The sequence below is a fragment of the Microbacterium azadirachtae genome, assembly GCF_000956545.1.
Taxonomy (GTDB): Bacteria; Actinomycetota; Actinomycetes; order Actinomycetales; family Microbacteriaceae; genus Microbacterium; species Microbacterium azadirachtae.
Map to the genome: position 1 here is coordinate 1 of NZ_JYIT01000011.1, position 1,046 is coordinate 1,046.

Consider the following 1,046-nt stretch of genomic DNA (forward strand, 5'->3'; position numbering starts at 1 on the left):
CGAGGCCAGCGCGGCGACGGTGCGGGAGACGCCGTCGATCGCGATGGTGCGGCGCAGGCCGTCTCCCTCGCGCAGCGACGCGGGCAGCGGATCCGATCCGTCCACGCCGACGGCGAGCGACGCCCCGGATCCCGTCACCCGCACCTCGGCGCGGCGCTCGCCGCAGACCAGCGGGTACCGGCGGGGCGCGGCGGGGCCGAGGCGCCAGCCGTCGTGGCGCGTCCACGGCCCCGTGGCAGCCGGCTCGGGCGAGCACGATGCAGGAGAACCGGCATGCTCCGACCCCGCCGCAGCCGAAGACACCCCCGAACTCCTGGGTCGTGTCGAGGCGGCCGCCGTCGCCGCCGCGTCCAGCAGCAGGGCCGCCTCGGCGAACACCCGGGGATCCGCCTCGGCGAAGGCGAGGTCGTCGAAGCGTCGCGCGATGAGGTCCGTGTCCAGATCGCCGGCGGCCACCTCCGGCAGCTCCAGAAGGGCGCGCACGAACTCGACGTTCGTCGGGAACCCGAACACGGCCGTCTCGTCGAGCGCGCGCACGAGACGCCGCAGGGCCTCGTCGCGGTCGGATCCGTGCGCGATGACCTTCGCGAGCATCGGGTCGTAGTCGATCGACACGTCCAGGCCGTCGGCGATCGCGGTGTCGACCCGGATCCCCTCACCCGCGGGATGGAGCACGCGCTGCACCCGCCCGCCGGTCGGCAGGAAGCCCGCGGACGGGTCCTCGGCGTAGACGCGCGCCTCGATGCTGTGCCCGCGCAGCCGCACCTCGTCCTGTCCGAACGCGAGCGGGGCTCCGGCAGCGATGAGCAGCTGCTGCTCGACCAGATCCAGCCCGGTGACCTGCTCGGTCACCGGATGCTCGACCTGCAGCCGCGTGTTCATCTCCATGAAGAAGAACTCGTCGGGCGCGGCCGCCTCGACGATGAACTCGACGGTGCCCGCACCGCGGTACGCCACGCTGCGCGCGGTCTCGCACGCGGCGGCTCCGATCGCGGCGCGCGTGGCCGCGTCCAGCAGAGGGGAGGGGGCCTCCTCGATGACCTTCT

1 protein-coding gene is annotated in these 1,046 nt (G+C 74.1%); it reads right to left on the reverse strand.

Going from position 1 to position 1,046, the window contains the following annotated elements:
* Positions 1-1,046 (reverse strand): ATP-binding protein (locus tag RL72_RS00070; RefSeq protein WP_487246353.1); only part of this gene is annotated, 1,046 nt, incomplete at both ends.